General features: G+C 44.7%; 24 protein-coding genes and 1 tRNA gene. 12 read left to right on the top strand and 13 right to left on the bottom strand.

Translation table 11 applies throughout. The features are described from left to right. The first annotated feature begins 6 nt into the window (after positions 1-6). The 4 genes from PR799_RS15305 to PR799_RS15290 are packed head-to-tail and all read left to right on the top strand — an operon-like array spanning position 7 to position 5,198. Complete coding sequence (locus PR799_RS15305) at positions 7-690, top strand: fimbrial biogenesis chaperone (RefSeq protein WP_272522647.1); 684 nt, start codon at positions 7-9, stop codon at positions 688-690. After that, positions 687-1,439: a fimbrial biogenesis chaperone gene (locus PR799_RS15300; protein ID WP_272522646.1), complete on the top strand. Its 753-nt coding sequence runs from the start codon at positions 687-689 to the stop codon at positions 1,437-1,439. Before PR799_RS15305 ends, PR799_RS15300 begins: the two co-directional genes overlap by 4 nt. Before the next feature lie 20 nt (positions 1,440-1,459). After that, entirely contained in the window at positions 1,460-4,045 is a 2,586-nt protein-coding gene (locus PR799_RS15295; RefSeq protein WP_272522645.1) for a fimbria/pilus outer membrane usher protein, read from the top strand. Positions 4,046-4,079: 34 nt separating this feature from the next. Then, positions 4,080-5,198, top strand: coding sequence for a hypothetical protein (locus PR799_RS15290; protein WP_272522644.1), 1,119 nt, complete (start codon positions 4,080-4,082; stop codon positions 5,196-5,198). 267 nt (positions 5,199-5,465) lie between these two features. On the opposite strand, the gene PR799_RS15285 is transcribed toward PR799_RS15290, so the two are convergent. The 4 genes from PR799_RS15285 to PR799_RS15270 all read right to left on the bottom strand — a co-directional run bounded on the left by PR799_RS15285 (position 5,466) and on the right by PR799_RS15270 (position 7,243). Further along, complete coding sequence (locus PR799_RS15285; RefSeq protein WP_442959924.1) at positions 5,466-5,711, bottom strand: Arm DNA-binding domain-containing protein; 246 nt, start codon at positions 5,709-5,711, stop codon at positions 5,466-5,468. A 272-nt stretch (positions 5,712-5,983) separates the two neighbouring features. After that, positions 5,984-6,059: transfer RNA gene (locus PR799_RS15280), tRNA-Phe, on the bottom strand. A gap of 126 nt (positions 6,060-6,185) precedes the next feature. Beyond that, positions 6,186-6,758, bottom strand: a complete 573-nt coding sequence (gene dicD / locus PR799_RS15275) for a division control transcriptional repressor DicD (protein ID WP_442959925.1) — start codon at positions 6,756-6,758, stop codon at positions 6,186-6,188. A 191-nt stretch (positions 6,759-6,949) separates the two neighbouring features. Further along, positions 6,950-7,243 carry a helix-turn-helix domain-containing protein gene (locus PR799_RS15270; RefSeq protein ID WP_154603522.1) on the bottom strand — a complete coding sequence of 98 codons (294 nt, stop codon included), beginning with the start codon at positions 7,241-7,243 and terminating at the stop codon, positions 6,950-6,952. Between the two features lie 534 nt (positions 7,244-7,777). On the opposite strand from PR799_RS15270, the gene PR799_RS15265 reads away from it, so the two are divergent. The 8 genes from PR799_RS15265 to PR799_RS15230 all read left to right on the top strand — a co-directional run bounded on the left by PR799_RS15265 (position 7,778) and on the right by PR799_RS15230 (position 15,977). After that, positions 7,778-8,917, top strand: a complete 1,140-nt coding sequence (locus PR799_RS15265; RefSeq protein WP_272522642.1) for a glycerate kinase family protein — start codon at positions 7,778-7,780, stop codon at positions 8,915-8,917. A gap of 146 nt (positions 8,918-9,063) precedes the next feature. Continuing rightward, a complete protein-coding gene (locus tag PR799_RS15260) occupies positions 9,064-10,062 on the top strand; it encodes a 3-oxoacyl-[acyl-carrier-protein] synthase III C-terminal domain-containing protein (protein ID WP_272522641.1) in 999 nt (332 codons plus the stop codon). Beyond that, entirely contained in the window at positions 10,059-11,066 is a 1,008-nt protein-coding gene (locus PR799_RS15255) for an NAD-dependent epimerase/dehydratase family protein (RefSeq protein WP_272522640.1), read from the top strand. Before PR799_RS15260 ends, PR799_RS15255 begins: the two co-directional genes overlap by 4 nt. Next, on the top strand, positions 11,063-11,863 hold the full coding sequence (locus PR799_RS15250; protein ID WP_272522639.1) for an MBL fold metallo-hydrolase: 801 nt from the start codon (positions 11,063-11,065) through the stop codon (positions 11,861-11,863). Before PR799_RS15255 ends, PR799_RS15250 begins: the two co-directional genes overlap by 4 nt. Further along, complete coding sequence (locus PR799_RS15245) at positions 11,860-13,137, top strand: F390 synthetase-related protein (RefSeq protein ID WP_272522638.1); 1,278 nt, start codon at positions 11,860-11,862, stop codon at positions 13,135-13,137. Before PR799_RS15250 ends, PR799_RS15245 begins: the two co-directional genes overlap by 4 nt. After that, complete coding sequence (locus PR799_RS15240; RefSeq protein WP_272522637.1) at positions 13,134-13,763, top strand: phosphatase PAP2 family protein; 630 nt, start codon at positions 13,134-13,136, stop codon at positions 13,761-13,763. The genes PR799_RS15245 and PR799_RS15240 overlap by 4 nt, the downstream gene beginning before the upstream one ends. After that, on the top strand, positions 13,760-14,884 hold the full coding sequence (locus PR799_RS15235) for a sterol desaturase family protein (protein WP_272522636.1): 1,125 nt from the start codon (positions 13,760-13,762) through the stop codon (positions 14,882-14,884). The genes PR799_RS15240 and PR799_RS15235 overlap by 4 nt, the downstream gene beginning before the upstream one ends. Continuing rightward, on the top strand, positions 14,871-15,977 hold the full coding sequence (locus PR799_RS15230) for a fatty acid desaturase family protein (RefSeq protein WP_154627904.1): 1,107 nt from the start codon (positions 14,871-14,873) through the stop codon (positions 15,975-15,977). The genes PR799_RS15235 and PR799_RS15230 overlap by 14 nt, the downstream gene beginning before the upstream one ends. A gap of 30 nt (positions 15,978-16,007) precedes the next feature. Here PR799_RS15230 and PR799_RS15225 read toward each other — a convergent pair whose 3' ends face one another. The 9 genes from PR799_RS15225 to PR799_RS15185 form a co-directional block, all read right to left on the bottom strand. Then, entirely contained in the window at positions 16,008-17,129 is a 1,122-nt protein-coding gene (locus PR799_RS15225) for an SPOR domain-containing protein (RefSeq protein ID WP_272522635.1), read from the bottom strand. Between the two features lie 68 nt (positions 17,130-17,197). Beyond that, positions 17,198-18,433, bottom strand: coding sequence for a hypothetical protein (locus PR799_RS15220; RefSeq protein ID WP_272522634.1), 1,236 nt, complete (start codon positions 18,431-18,433; stop codon positions 17,198-17,200). Between the two features lie 155 nt (positions 18,434-18,588). After that, positions 18,589-21,348 (bottom strand): fimbria/pilus outer membrane usher protein, encoded by a 2,760-nt coding sequence (locus PR799_RS15215; RefSeq protein ID WP_272522632.1) that lies wholly within the window; start codon positions 21,346-21,348, stop codon positions 18,589-18,591. Positions 21,349-21,429: 81 nt separating this feature from the next. Continuing rightward, positions 21,430-22,236 (bottom strand): fimbrial biogenesis chaperone, encoded by an 807-nt coding sequence (locus PR799_RS15210; protein WP_272522630.1) that lies wholly within the window; start codon positions 22,234-22,236, stop codon positions 21,430-21,432. Next, on the bottom strand, positions 22,223-23,011 hold the full coding sequence (locus PR799_RS15205) for a fimbrial biogenesis chaperone (RefSeq protein WP_272522628.1): 789 nt from the start codon (positions 23,009-23,011) through the stop codon (positions 22,223-22,225). The genes PR799_RS15210 and PR799_RS15205 overlap by 14 nt, the downstream gene beginning before the upstream one ends. Further along, the gene (locus tag PR799_RS15200) at positions 23,004-23,582 is read right to left on the bottom strand and encodes a fimbrial-like protein (protein WP_272522627.1); all 579 of its coding nucleotides are present in this window, start codon (positions 23,580-23,582) and stop codon (positions 23,004-23,006) included. Before PR799_RS15200 ends, PR799_RS15205 begins: the two co-directional genes overlap by 8 nt. 21 nt (positions 23,583-23,603) lie before the next feature. Continuing rightward, positions 23,604-24,185 (bottom strand): fimbrial-like protein, encoded by a 582-nt coding sequence (locus PR799_RS15195; RefSeq protein WP_272522626.1) that lies wholly within the window; start codon positions 24,183-24,185, stop codon positions 23,604-23,606. Between the two features lie 22 nt (positions 24,186-24,207). Next, the gene (locus PR799_RS15190) at positions 24,208-24,759 is read right to left on the bottom strand and encodes a fimbrial protein (protein WP_272522625.1); all 552 of its coding nucleotides are present in this window, start codon (positions 24,757-24,759) and stop codon (positions 24,208-24,210) included. Beyond that, positions 24,743-25,468 (bottom strand): fimbrial biogenesis chaperone, encoded by a 726-nt coding sequence (locus tag PR799_RS15185; RefSeq protein WP_272522624.1) that lies wholly within the window; start codon positions 25,466-25,468, stop codon positions 24,743-24,745. Before PR799_RS15185 ends, PR799_RS15190 begins: the two co-directional genes overlap by 17 nt. Between the last annotated feature and the right edge of the window lie 42 nt (positions 25,469-25,510).

Genomic DNA, 25,510 nt, shown 5'->3' with positions numbered 1-25,510 from the left:
ACTATAATGAAAAAAATAACGTTTGCTGCTCTGTTATTGTTTAGCTCTTTCTTAGCTTACTCAGCAGGTTTAAGTTTAAATAAGACACGGATCATTTTTAATGAAGGCGATAAGTCAGCATCAATAACCTTTAAAAATAATGTGGATTCTCCTTTTCTGGTTCAAAATGAAATTTATGATGTTGATAATAAGAAAAGTGATTTTTTTGTTATTACGCCGTCTATTTTTAGGGTCGAAAAAAACTCAACCTTTATGATGCGTATTTTTCCAGCATCATTAAATTTATTACAAAAAGATCGTGAAAGTGTATTTTATTTTAGTTCAAGGGCGATCCCACCAAAAAGAAATGATGAAAAAAGTAGTGGAAAGTTGTCAATAGTTACTAATTTAGTCATTAAGCTTTATTACCGGCCTAAAAATTTACCAATGACAGCGAAAGATTCGTATGAAAAAATTTCCGTAAGTTATGCGAATAATGCATTAACCATCAATAACCCAACACCTTATTATACGACTCTGGTTGATATGAAGGTGAATAATACGCGTAAAATAAAAAATAAAATGGTTGCACCTTATTCAAATATCACGATCTCAGATATAGCTGGGCTTAACTCTTTTTCATGGCGAATAATGAATGATTATGGTGGAACAACCAAGCCATTTATATTTGAAAGTAAGGCTAAAAAATGAAAATGATTTCATGGGTTGTATTCTTTTTAGGTTTATTAAACTTTCACCAAGCGACGGCAAAAAATACCAGTAGCGGTTTACGTTTTCCTAGTGAACGTTTGGTTTTTCATCAAGAAAGCCGAGGACTCTCATTCTTATTAAAGAATAACGATCAAAATGCTTATCTTGTTCAAGCGGATATTGCTATTCCTGATGAGTCGACAGGCCTGAATGTGAAAAAGGAAAACGCAATTCCTTTTATGATCACACCTCCCTTATATCGGTTAGAGGCAAAGTCAGAATATAGCTGGCAAATTAAAAAGATTGATAATTTAAAGAAATTACCGCAAGACCGGGAGTCGGTATTCTTTGTTCGATTAAAAGCCATTCCACCGAAAGGCACGAAAAATACAGTGAGTTTTAAAAAGATGGATGGCGATTTAACTTTATCAAAAGTCTTACATTATAAATTTTATTATCGGCCTGAAACGATTAAGAATATTAAAATGGCGAATGTCAAAGATAAGTTTAAATTTACAGTGTCTGATGGAAAATTGATTGTAGATAATCAATCTCCTCTTTATTTAACTTTTGGGAAAATAGCGGTAGGACAGCATCAAATTAACAATATGCAGCTTTTTAAATTAGTGCCACCTTTTAGCAAACAAAGCTATCCATTACCGAAAGGGAATTATGCCAATGCCATAGTGAGTTGGCGATTATTAAATGAATTTATGCTGGAAATGCCAGAACAAACTCAAAAACTATAAAAAATAACTGAGAGATAACGATGAAATTATATAATTTGTCTAAGATAAAAAATAAAATTTTTTATCTTAGCTTTATTTCTTATTGTCTTGGCATTGCTAGTTATTCTTCTGCAGAGGATTTTTTTGATCCCAAATTATTATCGTTGCAGTCAGGGATCGATCCAAATTCAATTGATTTATCTCAATTTGAAAAAGCCAATAGCGTGCCTGAAGGTAAATACAATATTACCGTCTATATCAATAAAAGAGATATGGGAAGTATGGATGTCACGTTTGTAAAAGGCAGTGATGGCCATATTTCCGCTGAATTTACTAAACCTATGTTAGGAGAGCTTGGCGTGAATTTAGCTTCTATCCCTACATTACAAAAATTTTCTGATGATGAGAAGATCACCGCATTAGGGGATTATATTCCTGACGCGTTTGTGAAAACCAATTTGTCTAAACTGAATATGGAAATCAGTATTCCACAAATTTATATGGATAACCGCGCTAATGGCTATGTACCTGAAGGCATGTTGGAAAATGGCATTCCTGCCATTCTGCTTTCTTATCAGCTTAATGGTAACCACAGTCGTAATAAATCTCAGAGAGAAACACAAAATAATGATAATGCCTTTTTGAGTTTGCGTGGGGGCGTCAATTTAGGGGCTTGGCGTTTGCGCTCAAACTATCGTTACTATTATTCGAACTCAGAAGGAAGACGTAATTACAGTAACCAAACGTCGACTTTTTCAAACACCTATGTGATGCGAGCAATTAACGCGTTACGTGGTGAAGTGTTGGTGGGTGAAAGTTCAACGGGCAGTAACGTTTTTGATAGTATTCCGTTTAAAGGGATTAAGCTGTTTTCAAATGAAAAAATGCTGCCTTCTAGTATGCGTGGTTTCGCTCCTGAAATTAATGGTATTGCGCAATCCAACGCGCGGATCACGGTCAGTCAAAATGGCAATGTCGTGTATCAAACTTATGTTGCTCCGGGACCTTTTAGTATTAGAGATTTATATCCAACCGGTTCTTCAGGGAATTTGCAGGTCAATATCAGCGAAGAAGATGGTTCTGAGAGAACCTTTGTCTATCCGTATTCTTCATTACCGGTGATGTTAAGACCGGGTGGCGTAAAATATGAAGTCACAGCAGGGGAATATAACGGCAATTTAACCCGCTCTTCTAAACGTGCCAAATTTGTGTTGGGGAGTTTGATTTATGGTTTGCCTCATGATGTGACCTTATATGGTGGTTCTTTATTCTCTAAAGATTATTTTTCTGGGGTGATGGGGACGGGTATTTCTTTAGGGAACTTTGGTGCCTTGTCTGTCGATATTACCCATGCGGCGGCTTCTTTTATTTCTGGTGATCGAAAAGAAGGTCAATCCTTTAGGATTAAGTATTCAAAAAGCTTAACCTCAACGGGTACCAATGTTGATTTAACGGCATTGCGTTATTCAACGCGCCATTTCTTCAGTTTCTCGGATTTTAATACCCATAATTACCAGCTCAGTGATGGTGTGGCACCTTGGTTAGGGCTACGTCAGCGTTCCAGTTTCCGAACAGCACTTTCACAATCACTGGGTAAATATGGCTCGATTTATTTAAGTGGCAGTCGTACCGATTATTGGGATTCCAATACGGAAACCACTCAATTATCGACAGGGTATAACGGTAACTTTAAAGGGGTGAATTATAACGTCAGTTATGCCATTGACTACAGAAAATCCGATAGTCGCAATGATTGGCCTAAAAATCATCAAATCTCTTTGAATGTGAATGTGCCTTTTAGTTTATTTACTAATGAAGAGCACTTACGAAATATGAGCAGTAATTATTATATTTCGAAAAATAACCGCGGTAACTATAGCCAGCAAATGGGACTACACGGTTCATTATTGGACAGAGATTTATCTTACTCGGTTTCACAAAGTATGGGGAATAACAACCAAGAGAGTAATAGCTCGATTAGTATGAATTACAACACTTCAAAAGGCAGTCTTTCTGGAGGGTATAACTACTCATCAAGCTCTTCTTCTTTCAACGCGGGTGTTAATGGCGGGATGGTGATCCATTCAGGTGGTGTGACACTGGCGCGAACGTTAGGTAATTCAGTGGTATTGGTTGAAGCACCGGATGCGGACGGTACCTTGCTAAACCAAGGTAATGGCAAAATAGATATGTTTGGCTATGCGGTAGCACCGAACGTTAACGAGTATGCCAAAAACACCATTGGCTTAAATGTGAATACCTTACCCGATGATGTGACGCTACCGAAAACGTCTCAAAACGTCTATCCGACCAAAGGGGCGGTGGTGAAAGCCAAATTCCCAACGCGTGTTGGGATGCAGGCCCTGATTTCGTTGACCTATGAAGGCGGTACTATCCCATTTGGGGCGATTGCTAAGCTGGCTGATAATGACGCAACTGAAGAGAACACCAGTATTGTGGGTGATAACGGCCAACTTTATATGAGTGGGTTACCAGACTCCGGAACATTACTGATCCAATGGGGAAATAGCCACAGCGCATCGTGTAGTGCTCATTATACTCACTTAAAAGATATTGCAGTAACGGAAGACAACCCAGTCAGAAAAATTAACCTAACGTGTCAGTGATTAACGCAAGATAGCCAGTATGAGGAATGAAATAATGACATTAACGATGAAAAAGGGTGTTGCAAAAGCTATCTTAGCGTTGTGTTTGCTGAAAACTTCATTAGGAGTTGCTAATACTCTGGATGTAACTATTCCACCAGATACAGAAGTGGCTTATGTTTCGACCAACTCTTCGATTAACCTTGTTGGTCCTTTAAAAGCGACACAGAATTGGCCGTCTTTTGGTTTGATATCGGTTAGTTCTGACGGAGCTTACTGTATTTCTGTAGATGCTCTTTATGAAGAAGATAACCAATATTACTTTCAATTAATGAATGAAAATCATGACCATGTTGGTTATTTTTCTCTTAGTTATTTTGCGACGGCAAATTGGGTTGAAGCAGATGGTTCAGAAATGGAAGGTTCTGTTAGGGTGATTAATGGTGAAGTTGTTCAAATAGATAATTTAGAAGCTATAGGTGGAAATCCATATTGCTTAAATCCACCAGGAAGTAGTGATGATTTTTTCGACCCCACTGAAGATAGAGAAGTCAATATTACTCTGACAGGCGGCGAAGTAAAGTTTTTATCGGCTGATTACGCTGATCCTGGTGAATATACTATTGCACTTGAAAACGGCACTGATGTCGAGACATTATATGGAGCATCATTATCAAGACAGGCACCCGGAGACCTTTCTGAAGTATTAATAAATACTATTAACATTAATGTATTAGATGCTTGCACCATTGATGTCAATGGAAATACTTCACCGACGTTTCACCTCGCTTCCGATGAAGATATAGGACTTGTGGATAAAGAGCATGTTACCGTCGAAATCGACTGTGATAGTAATATTGGAAACACTGTTTTAGGTTCGGTTCGATTGCAAACTGGATTAATTAAAGATGAGCCCAATAAATTCTATTTAATTAATGAAGACTATGAAGATAATGGTTTATACATTGAAGGAATAATCAATCAGAATGGTTCAGATTGTGATGACGAGGGAGAAGTCTTATTTAATGGTGAGATCTTTGATATTGATTTAGATTCTAAATATGGAGATTATAGCGGTGAATTTACCATTGATTGGAATTTATGCAAAGACGAGCACTATATTGAACCTGGTATTTATCACGGAGCTTTAGATCTCTCTGTATTTGTTAAATAAAAAAGCGTTATTGCTATGTATTTCAAGATAATCACCAAATAGAATTGGTATGCAAGCAGACTGAATTCCCCAATCATAGAGGAATTCAGTCATCGTACCAGAGGTCTTATTAATCCAGAGATAAAAAATGAATAGTAATAATTAACTACTACTTTATCTTAGGTTATTGTGGATCAAAACAATCAATTCAACCATATAGGTTATGAGGAGTTTCTAAACATATAGAAACTTCGACCACACTATGGCCTTTTTCAGTAATTTATTTTACTACCGAAATTTTAAATTCTTCACGGTATTTTCACTCATGGGCTTAGAGGGATTGTGAACGCCCGTTAAGATGGGTTCATGTTCACATGGGTTAATACCTTTAGCAATCTGCTTTCTTAGCTCATCGCGTTTTAGTCTAGCTTTCGATAAAGAGGTATCAGGGGATAACCCTAGCACTAGGGTTTTCTCTTGATCTAAATGACGAGAGCGTAATCGCCAGTACTTAGAAACTTTGGTGTAAACCAATAAATGTAAACCAATAAATGTAAACCTGCATTATCGGTTAATTTATAGGGCTTAGCATCGGGTTTAGCGACTTCATATTTTAGTGTCAATCAGAGCCTCTGTAAGCTTCCTGAGAGGTAAAGTGCGTACCACTAGCGTATGTTCCCGCACAATAGAGTTGATGTGGGCAGAGTTAAGTAGAATTTAGTTGAGTTGAAACTTTGGGAGAATAGGAATTTTAGCGGGCGTTATAAGCAAAAAACCCCGCTTTTCAGCGAGGTCTTATAAATGAGTGGTGCCCGGACTCGGAATCGAACCAAGGACACGGGGATTTTCAATCCCCTGCTCTACCGACTGAGCTATCCGGGCAACGGGGCGCATTAAACCGTATTAGGCTGTTCCCGTCAATGCATTTTTTATAAAAAAAACCATTTTCTGACTGAGTGTTTTCTTTTTCGACAAAAAACGCCTGTTTAACGCGCGAGTGTACGAATTTTAACTTAATGCGCCTTTTTTACGGCACAGAGCGATAGTCAAAATATCTTCAGAAAGCTGTTGAGCAATTTCCACATCACGGATATCACGATTAACCAACAAGCGATTTAAACAGCCTTCTAAGACCAACTCCATCTGATTGGCGACGAGTTCTGCATCTTCAATATCTAGCTCATCGAGCAGCTGCTTAGTAAAGCTGAATGAGTTGGATTTTTGCAGTCGGCTTAATTGGTGGATAGGGTGTTCTGGGTTTGGGTAATAGTTGCAGGCAGAAATAAACAGGCAGCCAGGGAAACGTCCTTCACGAACTTTCTCTGCCAGTTGTTGATAACGAGCCATGAGTTTTAGTTGTGGGCTGAGTCGCTCATCTAATAAGGTTTGGCGCTGCCACACTTCAATTTGCTGCCCGTGATAGCGTAGAGAATCATAAACGAGTGCTTCATCATCAGGCCAAAATTGGCGTAAGGTCGTAAAATCGGACTCAATTTCAGTGAGCAAGCTTTCTGTCGAGGCGGATAACCCCTGTTTCTCTAACTGGTTTAACGCATGGCTCAAAATAGTGTCGCGCTGGATACTCATCGTTATCTCCATCACAAGATTTGCTAATTTTTCCATCATAGCAATGTTCAAAGTTGATTTATAGGCGTTGATTTTGTCACAAGTATGAGGAAGGTTGAGGGGAATTACGGGGAAGCCAGAGAGTGAAGAGGCAGAGAGGCGTTACCCTCTCTATACCTAACGAGTTGTTTAGTAGAAACTAATTCCTAGTTAAACAACTTATTCTCCATATCAATATCGATATGATAAAAATTGAAAATATTTTGTAGGAACTCATCAATATCGTGCTTTTTTAATTCTAAAGCATGCAAAATTCCCAAAAGATTTTGAATAGTAATCGCATTGACACCTCGCTCATATCGAGAAATCTGTTGTTGGCTGATGCTTAAACGAGAAGCGAGTTCAGCGCCCGTGAGCCCAACAACTTTACGTCGTCGTTTAAGAAATGAACCAATGTAAGTGGATACTTCATGGTTATCGAATTGTTGATTAGCTAGCATGATCCCTCCATGCGAGTTTTATTGAGATAATAGTATTCAAAGATAATTAAATATTATTATCTTTAATTGGCGAGAGTAGTCGAAAATTGACTATATCAATTTAGGCGTATTTAACCGCTAAGTTAAACTAATTACCAATATTTATGACGGATTGATAGGCTATTTTCGATAGTTAATAGCTATTTCGATCACTCAGTTAGTGAGTAAGATCCTGAAGGATTATGGGTCTTATGTTTGATTATTTTAATTTAATTAGCTCAATAATCTGGATTATGGGGTTTTGATTGGTTTATTATGGCGATAATTACTGACTTATTTTCTATAAAAATAATGCAAAAAATAATAATGAAGTATGAATTAGGTAATGGGCTGTTACACTTATATATATATTATTCATAAATATGTTTCGAGAGAAAGATTTATATTTACTTCGTCATAAATATACAGATTTGTTTATTGATTATCGGCATTATTTTAAATAGTTTATAGAAATAAGAATAAATATGACATCGTGCAAATAAGGAATGCTGATTAATGAAAATTATCATTGCACCTGATTCTTTTAAAGAGAGCATGAGCGCCGAGCTTGCAGCTCAATCAGTGATAAAAGGCTTTCAACGCGTGTTTCCTGACGCGGAATATATTTCGCTGCCAGTGGCTGATGGCGGAGAAGGAACGGTGGATGCGCTGATTGCGGCACAGCACGGCGAAAAAATACCAGTTACCGTGGCAGGTCCTTTGGGACTCCCTGTCATGGCTTATTATGGACTATTAGCTGAAAGTAAGACAGCGGTGATTGAAATGGCGCAAGCCAGTGGGTTGATGTTAGTGCCTATAGCCAAGCGAAACCCGATGTTGACGAACAGTTATGGTACGGGAGAGCTGATAGCCAATGCGCTTGCTCTAGGGGTTGAGCGGATTATTCTAGGGATTGGCGGCAGCGCCACAGTGGATGGGGGTGTCGGTATGTTACAGGCGCTGGGAGTCCGGTTTTATGATGAAAATCATCAATTACTGGGAAGCACAGGTAATATCCTTTCGCAGATAGCGCATATCGATATTCAGCAGCTTGATCTGCGTGTATCTCAGTGCAAAATCGACATTGCTTGCGATGTGAGTAACCCATTGGTTGGGGAACATGGCTCTGCGGCGGTTTTTGGTCCACAAAAAGGGGCAACGCCAGAAATGGTGGCTGAGTTGGACAACGGATTAAATCAGTTTGCGGCGCTTCTTCAGCAGTTAACGGGGACTGACTATCGTTATCTTGCTGGTGGCGGCGCGGCGGGGGGGATTGCTGTTGCAGCAGCTGCGCTACTCGGCGGTGAGCTTAAATCCGGTATTGAGATTGTGATGGACGCTTTAGCGTTTGAGCAACACTTACAAGATGCCGATTTGGTGATCATCGGTGAAGGTAGCATGGATGGGCAGACTGCTGGCGGAAAAGCGCCTCTTGGTATTGCGAGACTCGCGGCAAAACATCAGGTTCCGGTTATTGCATTAAGTGGTGTGTTAGGGGATGGGGTGGAAGGGCTGCACCAAGAAGGTGTAACAGCGGTATTTAGTATTCTTCCAAGATTGTCTTCGCTTAGTGAGGCACTTAAGCAGGGTGCAGAAAACTTAGAAAATACAGCATTCAATGTGGCTCGAGTATTGAATATGGGGCGCCATCTTTGAAATAAAAGCGAAGCGCATTTATTTGATGGAAAATAAGCTAACTTATCCAATATTTATTTTATATGCACTTTTTCCGATACCATGACGACGAGTTATTTGATAAATGAAAGGGTAATAAAGCAATAAACTACAAGAATAGGTAAAAAATGCTTAACCCCAACACGTTTGTGCCACTGAAAATTATTGCTTCTGGCATCGCACTACCCACACATAAAATATTGTCGATGGATTTGGATAAGCAGCTAAATAAGCCGAACGGTTACGTTGAAAAGCGCTCAGGGATCCGCTGGCGCTACCATGCATCCAATACGGATAGCCAAGCTGAATTAGCTGCAGCAGCAATTCACGATGCATTAACTCGCCACCATATTGATCCTGCTTCAGTGGATGCCTTGATTTGTGCCTCGGCTATTCCCGTTCAAGCCCTACCTTGTAGCGCAGCTCATATTCTTGCAAGTTCAGCACTTCATTCGGGTATTGCCTGCTTTGATGTGAATGCGAGCTGTGTGAGTTATTTATCGGCATTGCAAATCGCGGGTGGGCTACTCGCAACCCATCAGTATCGTCGAATTGCGATTGTCTCTGCGGATATTGCTTCTCGTGGGATCGATTGGGAGCATGAAGAATCTTCGCTGATCTTTGGTGATGGCGCAGCTTGTACACTTGTTGAGCACGGTGATGGGCATAGTGGCATTTTGGCATTTCGCTTGGAAACCTATCCTGAAGGATTAGATCTCTGTGAAATTCGTGCGGGGGGGACTCGCCGTAATCCACGCTCAGGTATGGAGCCGAGCGATTTCTTATTCCACATGAAAGGCAAACCGCTATTCAAGATGGCATCCGCCATGGTTGAGGATTTTATGGAGAGAATACTGTCTCAAGCGGGAGTGACCTTAGCGCAGATAGACACGGTGGTTCCCCATCAAGCGAGCCACTTATCCTTGGAACATATGCGTAAACGTCTTGGTGTCACAGCCGAACAGTTAGTCGATATCTATGCCACACATGGCAACCAAGTGGCGGCATCAATTCCTTCCGCGCTACATGAAGCCATTATCACCGACCGTTTTTATGGTAAATCCCACGTAATGTTGGTAGGAACCGCAGCCGGTTTGGCGTTATCAGCCTTGGTTTTGATCCCATGAAAATTTTAGTGACAGGCGCGACCAGTGGGCTTGGGCGCAATGCCACAGAAATCTTGCTACGTGATGGGCATCAGGTGGTAGCTTGCGGGCGTGATTTGGTTATTGGTCAGGAATTAACGGATGCAGGGGCGGTATTTATTCCCGTTGAATTAGCACAGTTGACCCCTGAAACCGCGCACGAATTGATGGCAGGGTGTCAGGCAGTTTGGCACTGCGCCGCACTGTCGGCGCCATGGGGTGCGCGTGAAACATTTGAAGCCATTAATTGGCAAGCAACCAAAACCTTGGCGCAGACCGCGGCAGAGCAGGGCATCGAGCGGTTTGTGCATATCTCCACACCAGCTATCTATTTTAATTTTACTCACCAGCACAATATTTTCGAATCAACGAATAACACGCAATTTGCCAATGATTATGCGCGAACGAAGTTCCTTGCCGAGCAAGAAATTGCCAAGATAGTGCCGAATTATCCTTCAACCACCTTTGTGATTTTGCGCCCTAGAGGATTATTTGGGCCTCATGATCGGGTTTTATTGCCGCGTTTGATGGCACAAGTCCGCACCCGCCATGGCAAATTGGTACTGCCGGCAGGGGGCAAAAATGCCTTCGATTTGACCTACGTTGAAAATGTGGTGGATGCCATGATGTTGGCAACCGAAAAACCGTTAAAAAGTGGCTCGATATTTAATATCACCAACCAAGATCCTCAACCGTTAGCCACGACATTAAGAATGCTGTTTGAACAAACTGGAACGGCGTGTCAGATTAAATCAGCCCCTTATTCGCTATTATACGGTGTGGCATTCTGCTTAGAAAAATTGGCGATTATGCAGCGAAAAGAGCCGTTATTAACCCGTTATAGCCTCGGTGCTGCTTATTTCACGATGATTTTAAATAATGAATGCGCTCAGCAGGAACTCGGTTACCACCCTCGCTATTCCATGGCGCAGGGCATTGCACGCACAGCAAAATGGCTTAACGAAAATCAAGAGGGCAAACCATGATGAACATTCGGGTCTTTGAAGTGGGATATTGCACCCATCCCGGTTGTGTTGCCCTCAAAGGTGCCAGTATGAAAGCGTGTAAATTCCCCGCGCGGGCATGGCTGATTGAGGGGCATGGTCAGCGCTGGCTATTTGATACGGGGTATGCAGACCACTTTTATGACCATACCCGTGAGGGGATTATGCGGCTGTATCGTGCGGTTACGCCTGTTTATTTTGATACCAAAGATGCTCTCGTTTCTCAGCTCAAGGCAGATGGCATCACGCCCGCTGATATTACTGGGGTGATTATTTCTCATTTCCATGGTGACCATATTGCGGGGTTGCGGGATTTCCCCTCTGTACCGTTGATCTGTTCGGGGGAAGGGTGGCAAAAAAACCGTGACTTAACCGGATTTTCCGCATTACGTAAAGCCTTTGTGCGCGGATTGATACCCGAAGATTTCGAAGAAAGAGCGCGGTTTTATGAAGGTTTTGAGCATATTGAGCTGCCCGAAGCTTTAGCCGAATTAGGATTTGGTTATGCAATAAACCCTGAAAAAACCTTAATTGCAGTACCGCTGCCGGGTCATGCCGCGGGGCATACAGGGCTGTGTGTCGCGACGGATGACGGCTGGATCTTGCTGGCGGGGGATGCGGCATGGTCACCAACGAATTACCGAGAATTACGCGGACCAATGGCGGTAGCGAATTTAATTATGGATGACCGCCAAGCCTATTACGATACGCTCAATAAATTGCATCAGATTGATAAACGCCAGATACCGATCCAACTGTGTCATGAGGGCGAGCTGTGAAACTGCTGAAAATTCTGTGGCATTACTGGCAGGCTCGCCGACTGCGTTTTACGGATCGTGCAGCGCTAGAAGGATATCAACAGCGAAAATTGTCGGCATTTACTCAGCGTTTTTTACGGCGCAGTCCCTATTTTTCGGCATATTGTGAGCAAGCACTTACTCAGTGGCCTGTGATGAATAAAGCCTTGATGATGCAGCATTTTGACCGCATGAATACCCAAGGGCTGAAAGTGGATGAGCTGCTTGCCTGCGCAAAACAGAGTGAATCTTCCCGAGATTTCTCCCCAACAGTGGGAAAATTCAGTGTGGGGCTATCGTCTGGGACATCAGGAAAGCGCGGGGTATTTGTGGTCAGCCCTGACGAGCAAGCTCGCTGGTCGGGAACCATGCTTGCTAAAATGCTGCCGGATGGATTATTTGCAGGGGAACGCGTTGCACTGTTTCTACGTGCAAACAATAACTTATACGAAAGTGTGAATAATCGCTGGCTCTCATTTCGCTTTTACGACTTGCTGGGGGATTTCGATGAACACCTCGCTGTACTTAATCAATGGCAGCCTACCATTATTGTTGCTCCTGCTCAGGTGCTGGTGGAAATCGCAAAACGCCAGCAGCGAAATGAGTGCTCACTAACCCCAAAAAGGGTGATATCAGTGGCGGAAGTGCTAAATGCAGATGATAAAGCACAGCTAAAAGCTGTTTTTTCAGATGTTGGCGAAGTGTACCAAGCGACGGAAGGTTTTCTTGGTTGCACCTGCCCTCATGGCACATTGCATCTGAATGAAGCTTTTTTGCATATTGAAAAACAGTGGATTGATGAGCGCCGTTTTTCACCGATTATCACCGATTTTACGCGGCAAACTCAGCCCATTGTGCGCTATCAACTGGATGATATCTTGGTCGTTAGAGAGACCCCATGCCCCTGCGGCGATGCGCAAATAGCTATTGAACGCATCGAAGGGCGTAGCGATGATCAATTGGTGTTAGCCAACCAACAAGGTGAGCCAATAACCCTGTTTGCGGACGCCTGTAACCGAGTGATATGTAATACTTTACCAACGGAAGCAGATTACCGACTTCATCAACAAGGGCAGTTATTCACCTTATCCGCGGATTGTGAAGACGCGGCTTTGTTAGCATGTAAGCAAGCACTAACTGACTACTTTGAACTGCAAGGCGCAGTGACTGAGCATCTTCATTGGCAACTCAACACAGCCTTGCCCGTGACCGTAATGGCAATCAAACGTCGGCGGATCACGCGGGAGGCGTCATGATAACGTCGATGTCAGTATGGCAGCGTGTGGGGTATTTACTATTAGGTTGGGGATGTGTTGGGTTTATTTACTCTTTGACGGGGCATATTTACTCTTCCGCGCATGTCATTTCCCCCACACTGATTGATGATGCCATCGGTTATTCGCCAAATGCGGTATGGCTTTATCTCTCTTTTTTCCTTTTTATTCCTTGCGGTTATCTGCTGAGTCACGCAGAAAAAGTGAAGCCGTTAATGTGGCAGATGATCCTCTGTGCGATGCTATCTGGCACGGTATATCTGATTTATCCAACCACAGCCGAATTTCCTCAAAATATAGGCAGCGGGTTGACTCAGCTGGTGCTTGCCGGGTTATTGCAGGTGGATACGTCGCAAAATATGCTGCCTTCGCTCCACGTGTCGTTGACGTTAATTGCATGGAGGGCTTTGTGTCGAAAAGACCAATTTTTGAGAAACCTCTTGTGGCTATTGTGGGCGTTGATGATTATTTTTTCTGTCTTAATGCTGAAGCGGCACCTGTTTATTGATGTGGTTGGCGGCGCGGCTTGTGCGTGGATAGCGATAACGGTTGTTCGTTTACTGACGTTTCGCTTATTGGCGGCTAATCCGTCACGGAGAGTGCGATGAATGAACTGACATTTCCCATTATCTTTATGGTGTTGATTGTGATGGTGGAGGCGCTGATTATTGCTCGCCAAAAGCGCGTTTCATTCAGTTGGCAAGATGTGGTTTTTAACCTTAATTCTGGGCATATCATGCTGTGGTTATTCCGTGGGTTAGAGTTATTTTGCTACGGTTTTGTGGTCACGCATTTTTCTTTTGGTCTTACCGATAGCTGGCCAATGTGGCTGGTGTGGTTGTTTACGTTAATCGCTTGGGATTTAGGTTTTTATTGGCTGCATCGTTTGCACCATCGTTACCGTCTTTTGTGGGCCGTGCATGTGGTGCACCATCAAGGGGAGCATTTTAATCTCTCGTTAGGGGTACGTAATTCGTGGTATTCCTCACTCACTTCGATTCCGTTCTTTCTGTTATTGGCGTTGATGGGCGTGCCGCTCACCGTCTTTATGACGGTATCTGTGCTTCATTACACCATTCAATTTTTTAACCACAGTGGGTTAATTCCCCGTTTTAAATGGTTGGAAGCGTGGATGGTGACACCGCATCATCATCGGGTTCACCATATTAAAACGGGCGGATACGCCAATCGTAACTTTGGCGGCAGTTTCATTATTTGGGACAAGCTATTTGGGACGTTTTCTGAATCCCCTGAAACGCCGCATCAATACGGTATCGGCGGAGAAGCTGCTACCGAAAACCCACTGATTGACAGTAATCGCCCATTTTTGCGTATCTTGGGTGTGAAAAAAGTGAATAAACCGAACCATTCTCCTCGGTATCACACCGGAAAAATAGGGCTAGTGGGTGGGACATTGCTGCTGTTCACGTTGGTGATTGGCTATGTGTATCGCTATGGGTACGGTTTTAATGGAACGACCCTTGAGCAAGTTGGGTTATTTCTGCTGCTGGCGGCGGGGACTGTTGCGTTGTCTGGCTTATCGAGCGGTTATGGTTGGGGAAAATGGAGCTGGTTTGCGGTTGCCAGTATGACGCTGTTATTGATCATCATTGCAGGTTGGTTGACGCCATTCTGGCTGGTGGCTAGCACACTGTTATGGCTACACAGTGTGTGTGTGCTCATCGGCATTGGATCAACTGTTGTGGATAGCGATGATGTTCAAGCCTAGCCCATTACCTCCGCTGGCGTTTCGTCAGAAAGATGACCTTGCTTTCCATCGTGAATTACAGCGGGCCGCAAACGGATACTTGCAAGAATGTGGGGAGCACCGCTTTGCGAATGGAAAAGCCTTCCTGAAAAGTGCGTTATTGGTTATTGCTTGTTTTAGCGCTTATTTTGTTATGCTGAGCTCTCAAGGGAGTGTGGCTTTTTTTATTGGTTACCCACTGTTTATTTTCTTTGCCTTATTGCTGGCGATTAATATGGTGCACGATGCTTCCCACAACGCTGTTTTTCAGCGAGGGGCGCTTAACCGGATTGTGAACTTTTGGGTGACTATTCCTTTAGGGTTAGATCCCGATTGTTGGCGTGTGCGGCACATTGTTTTTCACCATTCCCATACTAATGTCCGTGATTATGATCTGGATATTGAAGAGAATTTTTTATTGCGCCAAACCCCATACCAGCGCTGGTATCCGTTTATGCGTTGGCAGCATTTGTATTGGCCGTTGATAGCGGCAATGACGTTTCCCGCGCTGATTTGGGGCTACGATTGGTTTGACCGTTTTCATTTCACGCGTGTCGCGCCAAAAATGCGCCACCAAGGTGTAAAAGGTATTGGTATATTTTTGCTAAGTAAAATGCTGCATCTTGCATTGGCATTATTATTACCCTATTGGGTGTTATCCCCTTATGGCATCGGTATTGGCACGTTGCTGGGTGTTTATCTGCTTAGCCAAATGTTCGCGTCATTTATTTTTGTGGTGCTGATTTTGGGTACTCATTGGGCAAAAGCCACCTTTTATACGCCGCCAGAATCGGGACGAATGGCACAAGGATTTTATACTCATACATTTTCAACCACCTACGATTGGCAAACCACACCGACATGGTTGACTTATTGGCTCGGTGGGTTGAATTTACACCTAACGCACCATGTTTTTCCCAATTGGCACCATCGGCATTATCCCGCCCTTGCTAAGATTATTCAGCAAACCGCGCTGCAATTTGGTTTGGATTATCATTGTGTTGACGCCAAAACACTGTGGCGTTATCAACAACAGTTTTTGCGGCGGATGGGTGAGGGGGAAGGGGTTAGGTAAGCAAGATTCACTTACCTAAACATCGATATATTAGTTCAGTTCAGATTGAACATGTTGAATGCTGCGCACCCACGGTTTATCCCGTTGAAACGCAGAAGGTAAATTTTGTATGGCGTGTTTGGCTGAGCGGATTGACGGGTATTCGCCATACACGAGCACATACCATTGGTGGTTATTTCTGACGGTTTCATACACCAAATAATTACTCAATTTATGTCGACGAGCTTGTTCATAAAGCCCTTCAGCGCTGGCAGCACTCCCTAGTTGTAGCGTGTAATGGCGAGAGGATGCAGAACGAATATCGCCGCCTAAATTGGTGCTCACCGAGGTTTTTTTTGTCGTGGGGATCGTGACTTCTATCGGCTTGCTAGGCATGTCGATTGGCATTGATTCTGCCTGTTCAGTTTCACGTCTTTGTTCTGACGGGGGCAGCACGAGGGTAATGATCACTTCCGTGGGTTCATCAGAAACGGCTTCGTTTCCTGCTGGCGCTGTTTGTTGCTGGAGGTGGGCGTTATGTGCTGAGGCGAGCAACAGGCGTTCACGATGCTGGGCAATAGGTTGCCATATTGTCGTTAGCGCATTTTGTAATGCCCGAATAGAGGTATAAATCCGGTGCGGTTTATGGCTTTTTAATGCCTCCAGTAATGCATGATTTCCCTTGGCGGCTAACTCAAGTGTGTCAACGCGTGATTCAGATTGCACGGGCTCAGTCATCGGAGAACGGACTAAGGAGTACGAATATTGTTGGCAATGTTGTTCATCAAACTCGTCCGCTGTGACATTCATCTCGTCCTGAATGTCATCTAACACTTCTTGCGCCATCGCTTGTACTTCGTTATTTGCGGCGATAGCTTTTTTCAGCCACCATGTTGCACAGGCTGAGCTTTGAGGACCGCCTTCTCCGGTAAAAAACAGGATACCCAAATGGTATTGACCGAGAGGGTAACCCTGCAAAGCGGATTGCTGAATATAGTAACGCCCTTTTGCGAGGTCAACAGGGACGCCATCGCCATTGATGGATTGCACGCCGAGGTCGTGAATTTGCTCAAGGGAGGTTGAGGATGTTGCCGAAAGTGCAGGGCGGCATAACAGCATTGGAAGCCCGATAAGCAGTAGCGTTAGAAAGCGGTGGCGGTGAGTGGCTATCATGAGATTCTTATCATTGAAGTATATGGGCTTAGTGGTGTGTGGTGAAAACCACTAAGCGGTGAGGTGGGTTATTCCCAATCAATGGTGACGGTCGCAGAAGCAGAGGCGGCGCCGGATTTAAAGCCTTGCCCAAGTGCACAGAGGCTAAAACGGTAAGGGATTAAATTTTGACCGACAGTTAGCTCCCCCAAATTCACTTCGTTTGAAGGTGGGGTTTTACCTCCGGTACCAAAACTAGTACCGCCACTCTCACAGGGAGCAATAATTGATTTTATGGAGGCACGCACCGTGGCAGGAGCGAGTTCACCGGTAGCATCCATGGTCATTTTTAAGTCGTTTGCATATTCTTGAACATCCCCCTTAAGCGTCAATTTGGCAGGGGCATATGAATCACCGTCAGCAGTACAGTTGATTGTAAAATTCCCATCAACTGACCCTAAAATATCTTTGCGGTTCCCTCCTGGCGTGCCGGAAGTATTTCCCTCCCACTCCCAAATATTCACTTTTCCAAAATCAATCTTAGGTGGCGCGGAAACAGAGCAGGATAATGGAGGATATTTTACAGTCAGTGTTCCCCCCGCAGCAACAAGACCAGACAAAGCATACTTAGTGTCAGAAACAAGATATATAGCAGGGATATTGTATGTGCCTGATTTCGCAGATTTATCCACATAGACCGCTAATTTTCCGTTAGTCAGGGACGTATTAACAGTAGCATTATCTCTTACTGCAGTATTGCTAGGCAGACTTGCGCATAATCTCTGATTGTAGCCAGCGCTGCTGTTTGTTAAATTTGACATTGTGCCGTCAGCACTTAGGCTTGCGGTCGCTTCTGGTCGTTGTGGTACCGTTACAGTTAATGAACTTTTGAGATTACCTTGAGTAAAATACAAAATTATACCATCCGCAATTTTCATACCAACCTTCGGAGGTATTCCAAGGCTAGTGATATCAACAAAGCCATAACTAGAACTACCACAACCACTACTTATGTTAGTATCAGGAACTAAATTCCAGCGAAATGCCCAACCATTAGGGCCCGTACTATCAGTGGAGGCAATATGATTCCCAGTAATTGAGCGGGAAGCATTTGACCAGAAAGTCGAGCCAGACCCTATATAAACCGTCAGTTCTGTTGCCTGAGCTGAGTGTAATATCGCCATATTCATGACCATCGCCGCCCACATCAATCTCTTTCCCGATAGTAACGGATATGATTTGTCAGCTTTATATGACTGATAAATCGCTGACTTATTATCAATTTCGTGCTGAAAATCAGTTGAGAAATTATTATTCAGTTTCATTATTTTTACCTTCCAGGTCTTGGAAATATAACTAAGCAAAGATTTATTTTAACTATATTAAATAAGTGCTATTACGAAGATCTGATTCATTCTCATGTGTGAGCGAGCTATCCCTGCAGGTGTCTGTAGCCAGTATTTTTTATGATCTAATCGCATTATTTTTCTCCTGCTGGTGACTGTAACCAACGCGTTTTGGGTGGTGTTTGAGTGAATGGTTCGCTATTTTCCAGCGGCATGGTCATCTGCTGAGCCACTTCGGGTGTCGTCGTTGCCACAGGTTGAGCTTGCGGTTGCCCACTGACACAGCGATAAGACACTTGGCGGATAGGCATATCGGCGGAGACGTCCACATGGCGCAAATCGAACTTCACCTGACATTGCTGTGCGGCCGTGTCCCCCCATTTCACCAACAATTCCCCTGTTTCTGGTAACCCTGTGAGGTACACTTGTCCTCCATCCCCCACAATACTGCTCATGTTGTCAGCACTGTTATCGGACATTAAGGTGGCAATCGCTCCAAATGGCACATATTTGGCACCGTGCTTTAAGGTCATTAACACTTGGTAGCCGATACGGGTACGGAAGTCGGCTTTCACCACCGCACCTTTGGTTGGGTAAACGTTGGTATTAGATTGCGGCAAATCGACATTTTCAGGCAGCGTACTGGGGTCTAAGCCAATGCTGTTTTTGTTATAGTCGGAGAGGTAAGGCGCCACGGCGTAACCTCGCCAATCGGTCACGGCGGTTCCGCCATTAACACTGACACCCTCGGCGCCCGGCGCACTGATGAGGGCAACGGAATCGCCCATCGAACGACTTAAGGTTAGCCCGTCGGCATGCAGTAGCGCACCACCACTGGCGTTCATATTGATGGACTGAGCATTGTTGCTATAGCTATAGCCCCCGCTGATACTGCCTTTATCACCTTGGTAGCCGGCATTCAGGTTGGTATTCGCAATTTGCCCTTTATTTCCCCAACTTTGTGACGCGCCATAAGACAGCTTGCCATCCATAACGCTGCCACTGAGACCGCTGTTATTTTGCGTGCGCCCGTTTTGGTCATGGCTCATGGAGTAGGTGGCATAAATCGACTGCAAATCACGGTCTTGAGTAAACACACTAAACGGCACGCTTAAGTTGAAGGAGAGCTGGCGGTTTTCCGGCCAGTTATTGCGACTGTCTTTCACGCGGTCAATATTGTAGTTCACCCCGTAACTGATCCCTTTAAAGCTGTTACTGTAGCCCATGGATAAACCGGTTAAGGTTCGGCTACTTCCCCAGTAATCATCGCGGTTAGCCCGAAAATGCAGTGAACCGTACTGTTGCATTTGCTGGCTCAATTGGGTTTGGAAGCTGCTGCGACGACGTTGTAATGTCCACGGGCTAAGACCGTCCTCAAGGCGATAGCCTTGGCTGTTAAATTCACTGAAATTGTAGAAATGTTCAGTGGAGTAACGTAATGCGGTTAAATCTACCGACGTGCCTGTGGCCATTAAGCTTTTTGAATAACGAATACGATAGGATTGCCCGGTTTTTCGCTCGCTGGTGCTAGCTACTGGGTTGGAATACGTAAATTTAGCCGATGAGTGAGTGACGTCCGTGGAAACCGCACCGAAGTCACCTAAAGAGACCCCCGTTCCCAAACTCAGAGATTGATAATCTTTCGCCAGCAAGGCGCCGCCATACAGGGTGACATCGTTATGCAGCCCATAAACAGCAGTACCGAGAATAAAATCAGAGCGACGCGAGCTGGTGGTCAAGTTACCGTTATAACGACCGGATGCCACTTCGTATTTCCAGCCGCCGGGGCGCAGCATCACGGGTAAAGATGAATAGGGCACCACAAACTGGCGTTCAGCGCCATCGGCTTCAGTGACCGTGACGTCATAATCCCCAGATAACCCCGCTTGCTGGATATCATTGATATAAAAAGGCCCCGGCGCCACATAAGCTTCATACACGATATTACCATTTTGGCGGATCGTGACGCGGGCGTTACTGTTGGCAACGCCACTGATAGCCGGCGCATAGCCGCGTAATTGGCTCGGCAACATCTGTTCGTTGGAGGTCAGTTGCACGCCCTTAAAGGGCACGCCATCAAACACATCACTGCCAGTACTACTTTCCCCCACTAACAATGTCGAGCGCAAAGCCCGAATATCCCGTGATAGGGTGGTATTCGAGAAGTAGGTTTGCGTGTTCGTCGTGGCGGATGAGTTATGCCCCCCACTGTATTCGAAACGGGAATGGGTGAGGTTGCTGCGCAGGCGCCACGGTCCCGCATTGGCGCCCAATCGCGCGGATGCAAAGATGTTGGTATTTTGATTTTTTTTGCCATGATCATAGCGGCTCGTGGTGTGACCGGCACTGACGTTATAGTTCGCCATCAGGGCGGGAATGCCATCGTCCCATAATGACGGATCCGCATTGCGGCTGATGAGAGACTGCATCGCGACTTGTGGCACGCTGATGTTTAATCGTAAGCGTGATAAATCTAATCGGGTGGTCGCTTGGGGGATCAGTGCGCCTAAATCAGAAATTAACTCGCCTTTCGGTAAGTCTTTGAGCACCGGAATGTGTGGCACATTGACCCCAAACGTGTCGAGCTGTTCAGGGGTGAGTTCAGGCGCAATGTCACCGTGGGCATTTTTGATAAAATTGAGGGTGAATTGCCCCACGTCCTGCTGGTTCACAAAAACGGACACGGTGTATTCCCCTTCTGCAACGCCACCGGCTTGTGAAAAGGCGGATAAATCCACGTCGGTATTTTCACCGGCCACCCCTAAAAAACTGGGATCAAAGTAATCGTCGGCCTGTGTTGGCGCCACCGCCAATAGCAATACACAGGCTAGCGGGTGATAACGGAAAAAAGGAGTTTTTGGCTGATGCTCAGCAATTTTATGGGCTTTTTTCATGATCTTCCTTTATCTTGCGAATGCAAGAATCCCCCCGTTGTGAATGCGCATCGGGTGAATGTGTTTATCTGTATGGTGCAGTTACATGGCTGAGAGTTGGCGTGTTCTCATTGTGTCATTTCCGCCTTCGTCATCAATGAATCGCCAATGGATATCATTCGCCGTATGGCTGGCATCAAGGGGCCATTGCCTCTCACTGAAGGGGGGAACCATGCGTGACGGACTTAAATCCAAATCGTTTTTCCCCACCGACAGGGATGCCAACGTGACATAAAACGGCGTGGGATTTTTCAGCGTGAGCGTGTTTTTTGTGCGCTGAAATTGCAGTTGTTCGGCGATATGGTCGAAATTGTGTTCGGGTAATCCCGCGGGGCGGTAAAACAGCTTCAGATTATTTTGTACTGCCAGAACCATGTGAGCACCTTCCACGGTCTCTTTTGACTGCGCGGGGATCGCGGTCAGTGACAACTGCGCAATCGACTCTTTATCTTGCGTGAGTAAATGATGCTTTTGAAGAATACGTAATGTGAGCGTTTCACCGGGTTCAAAGCGCTGTAACGGCGGTAAGGCAATAAAGGCGGTCAGATTGTCATCGGCGGTTTCGGTATTATCGCTATCAGTTTGACTTGATGCATTCCCTTCCCACGGTAATAGGCGCGCCTGCAATAAATACGGTATCGTCGTATTATTGGTGAGCGTGTACGTCACCCCATTTTTCGCATCCTGGGGATAGATAACACGGGTTGAATGCAGAGTGAGTCCATTGATTTGGTCTTGGATGTTATTTGCCCATACAGGCTGGGCAACAAGCGCCGCCAATAGGGCGATTGGGCTCATCAGGCAATATAACACCGACTTTTTAATCGTTGATAAATTAAGGTTGTTCATCGCTGATCGCTCCTGATTGAATACTCCCCTGATACGCGGTGCTCATGTCTCCGTAGTCGGTGATCACTCGCCATTCCACGTGTGTGCCATGCGCTTTCATGGGATACGTTTGGGTGGAAAAGGGCGCAATCATCGGACCCCGTTCGCGTACATCGACAGGGTTCTGATCCACACTCAATTGCGCTAATGTGATGTAATAAGGCGTTGGGTTACTTACGGTAATCTGTTGATTTTGAATATGAAACGTCAGCTTGCTTGAGGCGATCTCGATATTCATCGGTAACCCTTTCGGGCGATAAAACAGCTTGATGACATTGCGGATCCCCACCGAAACTTGCGCACTGGTCATCTCGCCTTCGGGGGCGTTAGCTTTTGCGGTGGACGGGATCGCTAATAAACTTAAATAAAACACCGATTCTCGGTCGACGGGGAGCTCTGCCGTGCCATTACGCACAATGAGCAGCGTGTTTTGGCTCTCTTTTTCTAAGCGAAACATCGGCGGCGTTGCAATGAACGGCGGTGCGGGTTGGTGTGCATTGCCCTCGGGTGTATTGATGACATCCGCTTTGATTAAGTAAACCTGCGGGCTGCTGTTTTTAATGGCAATTTTGGCATTGGGGTTCGCTGCATCGAAGACGACGCGCGTTTGGGCTAAACGCAGTCCGCCTTCTGCGGCGAAGGAGAGCGACGAAAAACTGCTGCAAATCAACAGAATAATCAGCGCGCGATAGTCAGAGATACGAGTCGAAAACATACGGATTACCCAATTAATCATATAAGAAACTAAAGGTGACGGTGGCAATGAGTTCACCGTTTTGTAAATTGTCACTGGCGGTGCAGGTACCGCAGGCCAGAACGGCATTAAAATTGAGTGAGCTATTCAATCTCTCCACATCGCTGGTTCCAACTGATGGCCATGTTTTGATGGTAATTACCTCATTGCCTGGTTTCGCGGTATTGTCATTGGCATTGAAAACCGTATTCCCCGGGGTGGATAGCTTAACGCCATAGCCTTTTGTGGTGCTGGAGGCATCGGCATACAGCTGCTCGTTGTTATCCGCCGTGAAGGTATTCCCTTTAACCGCAATTCTGGGTGTTAAAAAATAGCCTTGGCACCCAGAGAGGGTTAATGTGAATTGGCTATTCTGTTGACTGTTTGGGATGGCATCGTCAGAGAGTGGCGCACCATTGTTATAGGTAACCGTACTTGGCACAGTCACATCGCAGCTACCGCCATAAAAAAAAGCGGAAAATGAGAGGGTGGTTGAGGCACTGCCTGCCTGTAATTCACCGGCTGGTAATAGCAACCCTACAATCACGCTAAAGAAAGAAAGTTTTCGTATCATTGTTATTAACAGCCTTCAAAATCAGTTATAGAAAAAATTAAACGTCACTGAGGCGGTTAACTCGCCACCTTGTAGGTTATTGGCGGTGCAATTCCCACAACTGACCGTTGCCTTCAGTGGAATGGTTCCATCCAATGTACTGGCAAAGGTTTTACTCCATTCAGTGGTGGCGAGTGCCGTGATTTTTTTATCCGTTGCCAGATTGTCACTTTTATTAAAATTACCATTACCGTCCGTGGATAATAAAATGCCATAACCCGTACTGGTGGTACCGGTACTCACAAACAGTGCTTCACCGGAGACACTATCGGTATCTCCTTCAATGGTTATCGAAGGGGTTAACCCGTAACCTTTACAGCCAAGAATGGTGAGATCAAAGGTTTCGCTGATATCACTGGTCGTGGTGATTTCTTCAGCAGGAATAAGATCCCCGTTACGGATCGCAACGGTTGGGGGCGCGGTAATTTGGCAGCCGCCCCCAACGATACTGGCACTGATTTTGGTGGTGGCCGAGGTTGCCGCCATCGCGGATTGCCCCATACTTGCCACATACAAGGCTGTGGGGATGAGCAGGGAATAGAGTGACTGTTTAGTCAGTGTCATGATGATTTCCTATTTTTAGGTATTACTGAAAAATAAGGTTAAACGTCAATGAGGCTGAGAATTCACCGGGGGTTGCCTCCCCATCAATGGGCCCCACTAACCCCACCAAAAACGTTTCTTCGGTTTGGTGAGCGTTATCTTTAGTCAGTGGCGTTAAGGCAATTTGCTCACCCCGTTTAAATGCTTTGCTTGGGTCGTAAAAATCACTCAAAGAGAGTGGTGTGCCATCGCTAAGGCGTAACATAAACCCCGTGCTGTTTGGGGTGCCATCTAAGAAAATGGTGCTTTCGTTATAAGGAGTGTTGCCTTGTAACGTAATTTTCGGGGTGAGATTGCCGGTTTTATCCACACAGATAAATTGCGCTTTTAAGGGCTTAATTTCATGGGTGGTAATGGCACCGGTGAAATCGGATGTCCGCTTAGGTGTAAACTGCAATGCGTTTGGGATGCGGATCTCACACCCTACATCATCCGTAATAACAGCTCGGATTTCGGTTTTTTCTGCCTGCGCGATTTGCCATCCGTTCAAGAACAGGGCAAAAAAAATCGGCCATGATTTAGTGAATCTGCGCATGAAATTCATCCTTTCCGCCATAGTCATTAATGGCCTTCCATTCCACCGTGCCTTGTCGTTGAACATGGGAATAGGTAAAACTGCCAAAAGGGGCAATCATGTTATTGCCCGCGGTCGCGCTCAGAGGCACCGATTTATTGGCAATTTTTAAGGAGTCTAAGGTGATGTAGTAGGGGGAAGGATTGGTCACTTTAACCCCATTATTCACACTCGAAAATGTCAGCGATTTCATCGCTTGTGGCTGGGTCATTCCCAAATTATCAGGGCGATAGAACAGCTTGATCACGTTACCCGTGGAGACTTGCACCGCGCCATCAATATTATTTTGGGGGGTATTTAGCCCTTTTTCGCTAGTTGGCATGGCAACGGTACGAAAATAAAAGACCGACTCTTTATTTTTCGGCAGCGCCCCATTTTTTTTCATGATGCGCACCTGATTGGTCGAGCTTGGCTCCAACCGGAATAACGACGGCGTCACCACAAACGGGGTTTCACCGTTATCCCCATAGGGGGTTTGCAAGATTTGCGCTTTGACTAAATACGGGGTCACTGATTGACTTGAACTCGTGATGCCAACACTCTTTCCTGTTGAGTTATCGCTGGCAGAAAAAATAATGCGAGTCGTGTCAATCGCCACCCCAGCTAACGATGAAGCAGATAGCAATAGCAAGCCACTGCAGATCCCTTGCATAAATCGGTTATGTCGCATTTGTCTATCCTTATCTCACTCGTTAGGAAAAGGGAGGTAAGA

It is taken from the genome of Providencia sp. PROV202, assembly GCF_028479565.1.
Taxonomy (GTDB): domain Bacteria; phylum Pseudomonadota; class Gammaproteobacteria; order Enterobacterales; family Enterobacteriaceae; genus Providencia; species Providencia zhijiangensis.
Note: the sequence above shows the minus strand (reverse complement) of the source record. Positions and strands in the feature narration are given on the sequence as shown.

What these genes read in the sequence shown, in the direction of transcription:
- PR799_RS15305 (WP_272522647.1), top strand. Translation starts at nt 7, where the DNA reads ATGAAAAAAATAACGTTTGCTGCTCTGTTATTGTTTAGCTCTTTCTTA.
- PR799_RS15300 (WP_272522646.1), top strand. Translation starts at nt 687, where the DNA reads ATGAAAATGATTTCATGGGTTGTATTCTTTTTAGGTTTATTAAACTTT.
- PR799_RS15295 (WP_272522645.1), top strand. Translation starts at nt 1,460, where the DNA reads ATGAAATTATATAATTTGTCTAAGATAAAAAATAAAATTTTTTATCTT.
- PR799_RS15290 (WP_272522644.1), top strand. Translation starts at nt 4,080, where the DNA reads ATGACATTAACGATGAAAAAGGGTGTTGCAAAAGCTATCTTAGCGTTG.
- PR799_RS15270 (WP_154603522.1), bottom strand. Translation starts at nt 7,243, where the DNA reads ATGCTAGCTAATCAACAATTCGATAACCATGAAGTATCCACTTACATT.
- PR799_RS15265 (WP_272522642.1), top strand. Translation starts at nt 7,778, where the DNA reads ATGAAAATTATCATTGCACCTGATTCTTTTAAAGAGAGCATGAGCGCC.
- PR799_RS15260 (WP_272522641.1), top strand. Translation starts at nt 9,064, where the DNA reads ATGCTTAACCCCAACACGTTTGTGCCACTGAAAATTATTGCTTCTGGC.
- PR799_RS15255 (WP_272522640.1), top strand. Translation starts at nt 10,059, where the DNA reads ATGAAAATTTTAGTGACAGGCGCGACCAGTGGGCTTGGGCGCAATGCC.
- PR799_RS15250 (WP_272522639.1), top strand. Translation starts at nt 11,063, where the DNA reads ATGATGAACATTCGGGTCTTTGAAGTGGGATATTGCACCCATCCCGGT.
- PR799_RS15240 (WP_272522637.1), top strand. Translation starts at nt 13,134, where the DNA reads ATGATAACGTCGATGTCAGTATGGCAGCGTGTGGGGTATTTACTATTA.
- PR799_RS15235 (WP_272522636.1), top strand. Translation starts at nt 13,760, where the DNA reads ATGAATGAACTGACATTTCCCATTATCTTTATGGTGTTGATTGTGATG.
- PR799_RS15230 (WP_154627904.1), top strand. Translation starts at nt 14,871, where the DNA reads ATGTTCAAGCCTAGCCCATTACCTCCGCTGGCGTTTCGTCAGAAAGAT.
- PR799_RS15225 (WP_272522635.1), bottom strand. Translation starts at nt 17,129, where the DNA reads ATGATAGCCACTCACCGCCACCGCTTTCTAACGCTACTGCTTATCGGG.
- PR799_RS15220 (WP_272522634.1), bottom strand. Translation starts at nt 18,433, where the DNA reads ATGAAACTGAATAATAATTTCTCAACTGATTTTCAGCACGAAATTGAT.
- PR799_RS15215 (WP_272522632.1), bottom strand. Translation starts at nt 21,348, where the DNA reads ATGAAAAAAGCCCATAAAATTGCTGAGCATCAGCCAAAAACTCCTTTT.
- PR799_RS15210 (WP_272522630.1), bottom strand. Translation starts at nt 22,236, where the DNA reads ATGAACAACCTTAATTTATCAACGATTAAAAAGTCGGTGTTATATTGC.
- PR799_RS15205 (WP_272522628.1), bottom strand. Translation starts at nt 23,011, where the DNA reads ATGATTAATTGGGTAATCCGTATGTTTTCGACTCGTATCTCTGACTAT.
- PR799_RS15200 (WP_272522627.1), bottom strand. Translation starts at nt 23,582, where the DNA reads ATGATACGAAAACTTTCTTTCTTTAGCGTGATTGTAGGGTTGCTATTA.
- PR799_RS15195 (WP_272522626.1), bottom strand. Translation starts at nt 24,185, where the DNA reads ATGACACTGACTAAACAGTCACTCTATTCCCTGCTCATCCCCACAGCC.
- PR799_RS15190 (WP_272522625.1), bottom strand. Translation starts at nt 24,759, where the DNA reads ATGCGCAGATTCACTAAATCATGGCCGATTTTTTTTGCCCTGTTCTTG.
- PR799_RS15185 (WP_272522624.1), bottom strand. Translation starts at nt 25,468, where the DNA reads ATGCGACATAACCGATTTATGCAAGGGATCTGCAGTGGCTTGCTATTG.